The organism is Streptomyces sp. NPDC059443 (assembly GCF_042750105.1).
GTDB lineage: Bacteria > Actinomycetota > Actinomycetes > Streptomycetales > Streptomycetaceae > Streptomyces.
Genome location: NZ_JBHYVM010000058.1, coordinates 1 through 7,371, shown reverse-complemented (window position 1 = coordinate 7,371; position 7,371 = coordinate 1). Strand labels below are relative to the sequence as shown.

Annotated in this window: 7 protein-coding genes; 2 read left to right on the top strand and 5 right to left on the bottom strand. The window is 73.0% G+C overall.

Annotation, left to right across the window (positions count from 1 at the left end; translation table 11 throughout):
- Positions 1–236 precede the first annotated feature (236 nt).
- Positions 237–929, bottom strand: a complete 693-nt coding sequence (locus tag ACFXDJ_RS34905; protein ID WP_384661186.1) for a metal-dependent transcriptional regulator — start codon at positions 927–929, stop codon at positions 237–239.
- A 292-nt stretch (positions 930–1,221) separates the two neighbouring features.
- Between ACFXDJ_RS34905 and ACFXDJ_RS34900 the strand changes: the two genes are divergently transcribed.
- Positions 1,222–1,977, top strand: coding sequence for an SIS domain-containing protein (locus tag ACFXDJ_RS34900; RefSeq protein WP_384661188.1), 756 nt, complete (start codon positions 1,222–1,224; stop codon positions 1,975–1,977).
- A gap of 3 nt (positions 1,978–1,980) precedes the next feature.
- Here the strand turns inward: ACFXDJ_RS34900 and ACFXDJ_RS34895 are convergent, their stop codons facing one another.
- Together ACFXDJ_RS34895 and pdxH are read right to left on the bottom strand one after the other, a co-directional pair.
- Positions 1,981–3,345: a PAS domain-containing protein gene (locus ACFXDJ_RS34895; protein WP_384661191.1), complete on the bottom strand. Its 1,365-nt coding sequence runs from the start codon at positions 3,343–3,345 to the stop codon at positions 1,981–1,983.
- A 428-nt stretch (positions 3,346–3,773) separates the two neighbouring features.
- Complete coding sequence (pdxH, locus tag ACFXDJ_RS34890) at positions 3,774–4,397, bottom strand: pyridoxamine 5'-phosphate oxidase (protein WP_384661202.1); 624 nt, start codon at positions 4,395–4,397, stop codon at positions 3,774–3,776.
- Between the two features lie 249 nt (positions 4,398–4,646).
- Between pdxH and ACFXDJ_RS34885 the strand changes: the two genes are divergently transcribed.
- Positions 4,647–5,753, top strand: a complete 1,107-nt coding sequence (locus ACFXDJ_RS34885) for a citrate synthase 2 (protein ID WP_384661194.1) — start codon at positions 4,647–4,649, stop codon at positions 5,751–5,753.
- Positions 5,754–5,875: 122 nt separating this feature from the next.
- Here the strand turns inward: ACFXDJ_RS34885 and ACFXDJ_RS34880 are convergent, their stop codons facing one another.
- Positions 5,876–6,496: a TetR/AcrR family transcriptional regulator gene (locus ACFXDJ_RS34880; protein WP_384661197.1), complete on the bottom strand. Its 621-nt coding sequence runs from the start codon at positions 6,494–6,496 to the stop codon at positions 5,876–5,878.
- Complete coding sequence (locus ACFXDJ_RS34875) at positions 6,484–7,218, bottom strand: enoyl-CoA hydratase family protein (protein WP_384661200.1); 735 nt, start codon at positions 7,216–7,218, stop codon at positions 6,484–6,486. Before ACFXDJ_RS34875 ends, ACFXDJ_RS34880 begins: the two co-directional genes overlap by 13 nt.
- Positions 7,219–7,371 lie beyond the last annotated feature (153 nt).

The window sequence follows — 7,371 nt, the reverse complement described above, 5'->3', positions numbered from 1 at the left end:
TCCACTCCCCCCGCGGGGGCCGCCCGGCCCGACCAGTCCCGCCTCGGAGCCCTCCCGCGCTCTCGCCCGCGCCCCCAGCACCCGCGCCGCCGCGCCCCCCCCGCGCCCCCCCCCCCGGGGACCATCCATACCTATCCACCACCGCTTCACACCAGTCGACCCACCCTTACGGGCGACGGAAGCGAACATCCGTGCGTCAGCGCGTCAGTGCTTCAGCTCTTCGGTACGCCGCCGCGTCAGCGCTTCGCCACGAACACGTGGGAGGCGACGTCCGCCTCCAGCTCCGCGGCCTCGCCCCCACTGCCGACGAGGACGCCGCCCGGCGACTCGGTCACGCTGACCACCGAGCCGGGCTGCACGCCCGCCCGGCGCAGCGTGTACATCAGCTGCGCGTCCGTCTGGATCGGCTCCCCGATCCGGCGGATGACGACGGTCTTGCCCTCGGCGCCCGGGTCCAGCTCGGCCAGGCTGACCATCCCCTCCTCCAGGAACGGGTCCGCCTCGGCCTTCTCGCCCAGCTCTTCCAGGCCGGGGATCGGGTTGCCGTACGGCGACTCGGTCGGGTGACGCAGCAGCTCCAGCACCCGCCGCTCCACCGCCTCGCTCATCACGTGCTCCCAGCGGCAGGCCTCCGCGTGCACCTGCTCCCACTCCAGGCCGATGACGTCGACGAGCAGACACTCCGCGAGCCGGTGCTTGCGCATCACGCGCGTCGCCAGCCGCCGCCCCTCCTCCGTCAGTTCCAGGTGCCGGTCGCTCGCGACGGACACCAGCCCGTCGCGCTCCATCCGCGCCACGGTCTGGCTCACCGTCGGGCCGCTCTGGTCGAGCCTCTCGGCGATGCGGGCGCGCATGGGGACCACACCTTCCTCTTCCAGCTCAAGGATGGTGCGGAGATACATCTCCGTGGTATCGATCAGTCCGGACATTCGTGCCCCTCGGCTATCGTGCGCTGGCCCTGCACCCAATTCTGACGCATCACGCCGACAACCGTCCCGTGCCGGACGTCAAGGCCCGTTCCGGACGTCTCCCCGGAACCGTCCCGCGCGTCTCATTACACCTCCCACCGGGCCTTTCGTCCCTTGGATTGACGTTCGTATTGACACGCCCTTGGTCCAGACCGCACGGTGAGCGGCGAACACGGACGACACCCGCACCCGGCACCACACCGGCACCACCCCGACACCGCACCGAACACCGCACCCGAAAGGCCTTCGGCGTATGAGCGAGAGCAAGCTGGCCGGTCAGTTCTTCGATGCAGCGATCGGCCTGCTGGAGCGGGTGCGGGACGAGGAAGCCGCGCACATCGGCGAGGCCGGCCGGGCCATCGCGGACGCCGTCGCCGCCGGGAACAAGCTCTTCGCCTTCGGCGCCGGACACTCCTCGCTCCCCGCCCAGGACGTGGTCTACCGGGCCGGCGGACTCGCCCTGATGAACTTCCTCGCGGTCCCCGGCACCACGGGCATCGACATCATGCCCGCCACGCTCGGCAGCGCCCTGGAGCGCGTCGACGGCCTCGCCGGAGCGGTCCTGGACAGCAGCCCGGCGAGCGACGGCGACGTCCTGGTGATCATCTCCCTCTCCGGGCGCAACGCGCTGCCCGTCGAGATGGCCATGAACGCCCGCGCGATCGGCCTCAAGGTCATCGGCGTGACCTCGGTGGCGTACGCGACCGAGACCAAGTCGCGGCACGTCTCCGGCACCTTCCTCAAGGACCACTGCGACATCGTCCTCGACAGCAAGATCACGGTCGGTGACGCGGAGCTGACCCTCGACGGCATCGACGCCCCCTTCGCCCCCGCCTCCACCGTCGTGACCAGCGCGATCATGCAGGCGGTCATGGCCGCCGCGGCCGGCGAGCTCGTCGACCGCGGGGTCGAACCGCCGCTGCTGCGCTCGGGCAACGTCGACGGCGGCCACGAGTGGAACGGCCGCGTCATGCAGGAGTACGGCGACCGGATCTTCTTCCGCCACTGAGCGCTACGGGGCCGCGCGGTCCCCCGTGCAGCCCGCCGCCAGGTCCAGGTCCGCCGCCACCCGGGCCGCGACCTCCTCCGCGTACGCCGCGTCCGCCCGTTCGAAGGCGGCCCGCGAAGCCCCGCGCAGGAACGTCAGCGTCCCCAGGCTCCGGCCCCGGCTGCGCAGCACCGCGCACAGTGCGTGCGCCGCGCCCTCCGGCCAGCGCCGGGCGCCCGCCCACTCCGCGTCCGCCTCCCCGCGCGGCGCACTGGTCCGCACCGACCCGGCCCGGTCCAGCGCCTGCAACACCGGGTGCCCGGCCTCGTAGGGCACCGGGATCACCCCGGGCTCCGGCAGCCCCGGCAGCCCGGGCGGGGACGCCGCCCAGCGCAGCAGCCGCGCCCGTGCGCCGCCGCCCGCTGATTCCCGTACGCCCGCTTCCCGTACGTCCGGCTCCAGTACGTCGAGCAGCGCGTGCTCGGCGAAGCCCGCCAGCGCGAACTCCAGCCGTACCGCCGCCGCCTCCGCCGGGTCCTCGCACTCCGCGGCGGCCCGACCGGCCCGGTACAGCTGGTGGGAGCGGAACCGCAGCTGCGCCGTGTCCAGCCGCTCCTGCCGGGCCTCGGTGACGTCCTGGAACAGCAGACCGACCCCGAGCGGTACGGGTTCCTCCGCGAGCGGCGACGCGAGGCGCAGGAACCCGCACCGCCAGCACCGCCGCCGTACGCCCTCGGGGGTCCGTACGGACACCCACAGCTCCACGGGCGCCGGGGGCGCACCCTCGGCCAGTACGTGCTGCAGGGCCCCCTCCAGCTCCTCCACGCCCTGGGCCAGCAGCTCCCCCAGCGGCCGCCCGAGCAGCGCGGTGCGGCCGGAGCCGAAGGCGCGGGCGGCGTGCGCGTTGACGACCGCCGGGCGCAGGTCCACGTCGACGAGGACCACGCCCCACGAGGCGTCGTCCATCAGCGATTCGCTCAGCGCGATGGAGCGTTCCAGGTCGATCTGCGCGTGCACCTCGCTGAACGCGCAGTACACCCCGGCCGGCTTCCCGTCCGCGCCCGGCACCCCGGCGGACTGGGTGCGCACGAGGATGCGCCCGCCGTCCTTGGTGAGCAGCGCGAACTCGTGCACCTGCCGTCCCTGCACGTCCTGGGCGGCCATGAGTCTGTCCTGCACGTCGTGCGCGTCGGCGGCCCGTACGGCCCACCCCGCGAATCCCTTGCGCCCCACGGCTTCCGCCGCCGACCACCCAAGGATCCGCTCGGCCTCGCGGTTCCAATGGGTGATCACGCCGTCGGCGTCGAACGCGCACAGGGCGGCGTCCATCCCGTCCAGCAGCGCTGCGAGCAGATCGTCGGCGGTCTCGTTACGTCCGGAAGCAGTCACCTGGGCCCCCTGCAGGTGTTCGCGTGTGCGGCACGTCACGTCATTGAACTGGAACGTGACGCAGCCCACACCCGCTTCTCGCAATCATCCCGGAATGTCCCGCTGTGGACGCCCCCGAGGCGCCCCCGGGACGGCTCCGGGAAACCTCCGAATAAATGCCTTGAGGGCCCGGGGAGGGAGTCGTAGGCTCTGCCGTACACGAGAAGGGAGGTGGTTGCCGCAATGTACGGAAACCGGACGCGTGAGGTGGCTGCGGGCTAAAGCGCCCGCTGTCGCACGCACCCAGTGCGGCGCCAGGCGGAGTCGCCGGCGCCAATCCCAAGCAGTCACCCGACCCGCGAGCTCGCCGGTACGTCCGGCCGGCTTCCCCCACTGCAGGGGGGAAACCCGAGCTCGCGGGTCGCCTGCGTTTCAGGCCCGCCTCACGGCTAAGGGCAGAGGCGCTCCACGCGCCACTTCTCCCCGTCCAGGACGTACTTCAGCCGGTCGTGCAGCCGGTTCTCGTGCCCCTGCCAGAACTCCACCGCGTCGGGGACCACGCGCACGCCGCCCCACTCCGGCGGGACCGGGACCTGTTCGCCCTCCGGATAGCGCGCCTCCAGCTCCGCGTAGCGCCGGTCCAGCTCGGCCCGCGAGCCGATCACGCTCGACTGGTCGCTGGCCCAGGCGCCCAGCTGGGAGCCGTGCGGGCGGGAGCGGAAGTACGCCGCCGTCTCGTCGCGGCCGATGCGCGAGGCGGTGCCGGTCACGATGACCTGGCGGGCGATGGGGTGCCAGGGGAAGAGCAGGGAGACGAAGGGGTTCGCGGCGAGTTCGCGGCCCTTGCGGGAGCCGTAGTTCGTGAAGAAGACGAAGCCGCGCTCGTCGAACTGCTTCAGCAGCACCGTGCGGGAACTGGGACGGCCGTCGGGGGTCGCGGTCGACACGACCATCGCGTTGGGTTCGAAAACGTGCGCCTCGGCCGCATCCTTGAACCAGTGGGCGAACTGGCCCATCGGGTCCTCGGCGAGGCCCTCCTCGTCGACGAGGTGGGAGCGGTACTGCTTGCGCATGACGGCGGGGTCAAGGTGCTGATCGGTCACGCGGCCATCCTGCCCCAGCAGGGCCGCATGGGGTGTGCCGTATGTCACGCTTCCCCGCGCCATGGGGAACGGACAAAATCTTGGGGCCGGTCCGACGGTCCCGTACGGGTGACCATCGGCCGTGCCGGGCATCAACGGGGATGACCGCGCCGGAGACCGCGCCGGACCGCGAATCACGCCGGGAGCCGCGCGTGTTCGCACTATTTGAGGAGCCGCCTGATGTCCGACTTCGTACCCGGGCTCGAAGGAGTCGTCGCGTTCGAGACGGAGATCGCCGAACCCGACAAGGAGGGTGGGTCTCTGCGCTACCGGGGCGTCGACATCGAAGACCTCGTGGGCCACGTCTCCTTCGGGAACGTCTGGGGTCTGCTGGTCGACGGTGCCTTCAACCCGGGCCTGCCCGCAGCCGAACCCTTCCCGATCCCTGTGCACTCCGGCGACATCCGCGTGGACGTCCAGTCCGCGCTCGCCATGCTCGCCCCCGTCTGGGGTCTGAAACCGCTGCTCGACATCGACGAGCAGACCGCGCGCGACAACCTGGCGCGCGCGGCCGTGATGGCCCTGTCGTACGTGGCCCAGTCCGCCCGCGGCCAGGGCCGGCCGATGGTCCCGCAGAGCGAGATCGACAAGGCCGAGTCCGTGGTCGAGCGGTTCATGATCCGCTGGCGGGGCGAGCCGGACCCGCGTCACGTCAAGGCCGTCGACGCGTACTGGACCTCCGCCGCCGAGCACGGCATGAACGCCTCCACCTTCACCGCCCGGGTCATCGCGTCCACGGGTGCCGATGTCGCCGCCGCCCTGTCGGGCGCGGTCGGCGCCATGTCGGGGCCGCTGCACGGCGGGGCGCCGTCCCGCGTCCTCGGCATGATCGAGGAGATCGAGCGCACCGGCGACGCCGTGGCCTACGTGAAGAAGGCCCTCGACAAGGGCGAGCGGCTGATGGGCTTCGGCCACCGGGTCTACCGCGCCGAGGACCCGCGCGCCCGCGTGCTGCGGCGCACGGCCAAGGAACTGGACGCCCCGCGCTACGAGGTGGCCGCCGCGCTGGAGAAGGCCGCCCTGGAGGAGCTGCACGCGCGCCGCCCCGACCGGGTGCTCGCGACCAACGTGGAGTTCTGGGCCGCGATCATGCTGGACTTCGCGGAGGTCCCGGCGCACATGTTCACCTCGATGTTCACGTGCGCCCGTACCGCCGGCTGGTCGGCGCACATCCTGGAGCAGAAGCGCACGGGCCGCCTGGTCCGTCCGTCCGCCCGCTACACCGGGCCCAGCCGGCGCAACCCGCGCGAGATCGCGGGCTACGCGGACATGGCCGATACGGCCTGATCCGGCCGACGGGTCCGCCGATCAACCGGCTGCCACCGCACAGGGCCGCCGCGAGCACAGCACAGGGCGCCGCATCCCATCCGGGGTGCGGCGCCCTGTGCGCTTCTCAGATCAGCACAACCTCAGGTCAGTACCGCGTCCAGGATCCGGGCCCACTGGGCGACCACGCGGGCCCGGCGGGCGGTGTCGTCGGTGATGACGTTGGCCAGGCCCAGGCCGCGGGCCATGTCCAGCAGACCCTGCACGGTCTCCCGTACGCCCGGTACGGACTCGTCCGCGCCCAGGAGTTCCACGGCGATGCGGTGGGTCTCGCGGCCCACCCGGGCCTCCAGCTCGGCGACGCGGGGGCGCAGCTGCTCCTCGTGGGAGGCCGCGACCCACAGCTGGAGGGCGGCGCGGAACATCGGGCCGGTGTACATGTCGATGAGCGCCGCGACCACGTCGGCGCGGTCGGCCCCGGCCGCGCCGTGCGGGAACAGGTCCCGCAGCGCGGTGGATCGTTCCTCGGCCATGTACTCCACGGCCGCCGTGAACAGCTCCTCCCGGGTGCGGAAGTGGTGCTGGGCGGCCCCGCGCGAGACTCCGGCGCGCTCGGCGACCACGGCGACGGTGGAACCGGCCCAGCCCTGTTCGGCCAGGCAGGAGACGGCCGCCTCCAGCAGGTGGCGGCGGGTGACCCGGCTGCGGGCCTGCTTGGGGCCGCTCGGGGCGCTCGGGGCGCTCGTCGTGGTCACCGCAGCCATGACGGGTCCCGGCGCTCGAAGCGGGCGGTGATGCCCTCCCGGGCCTCGGCCGAGCCGAAGTGGCGGGCGGACAGCTCGGTGAGCGCGGCTCCGTCGCGTTCCAGGGCGGCCCGTACCGGGGCCGTGACCAGCTGTTTCGTGGCGGCCAGAGCCTCGGGACCGGCCTTGCGCAGGCCTTCGAGGACGGGGGCCAGCACCTTGTCGACATCCTCGCCGTGCAGGGTGAGCAGGCCGATCCGGGTGGCTTCCGCCGCGTCGAAGGCCTCGGCGGTGAGGAAGTAGCGGGCGGCGGCGCGGGGGTCCAGGCGCGGGAGCAGCGGCGCGGAGATGACGGCCGGGACGACGCCGAGGTGGGTCTCGGTGAAGGCGTACGTGGACTCGTGCCCGGCGGCGGCGATGTCGCAGACCCCGAGCAGCCCGAGGCCGCCCGCGCGGACGTGGCCGGTGACTCGGGCGACGACCGGCTTGGGGAGCTCGGCGATCTCCCGGAGCAGGGCCAGGAAGTCGGCCGGGTCGCAGGGGGACTTGAGGTCGGCGCCGGCGCAGAAGGTGGTGCCGGTGTGGGTGAGGACGACGGCCCGGGCCGCCGGGTCGGCGGCCGCTGCGGCGAGGGCGGCGCGGAGCTCTCCGACGAGGTCGGCGGAGAGGGCGTTGCGGTTGGCCGGGGAGTCCAGGGTGAGCGTGGTGACGGTCGCTGGCGCGGCGTGGACCAGTGGGGGCATGTCTCCTCCGGAGGGGGTGTTCGGTCGGGCGGTATCCCCTCCGGGGAGGGTATGCGGGTCGCCTGCGGCGGGCGGGTGGGGGGCCGCTGCGCGGAGCCGTCCCCTACCCGCCCTTCCACCGTTCCCTGGGGCTCCGCCCCAGACCCCGCGCCT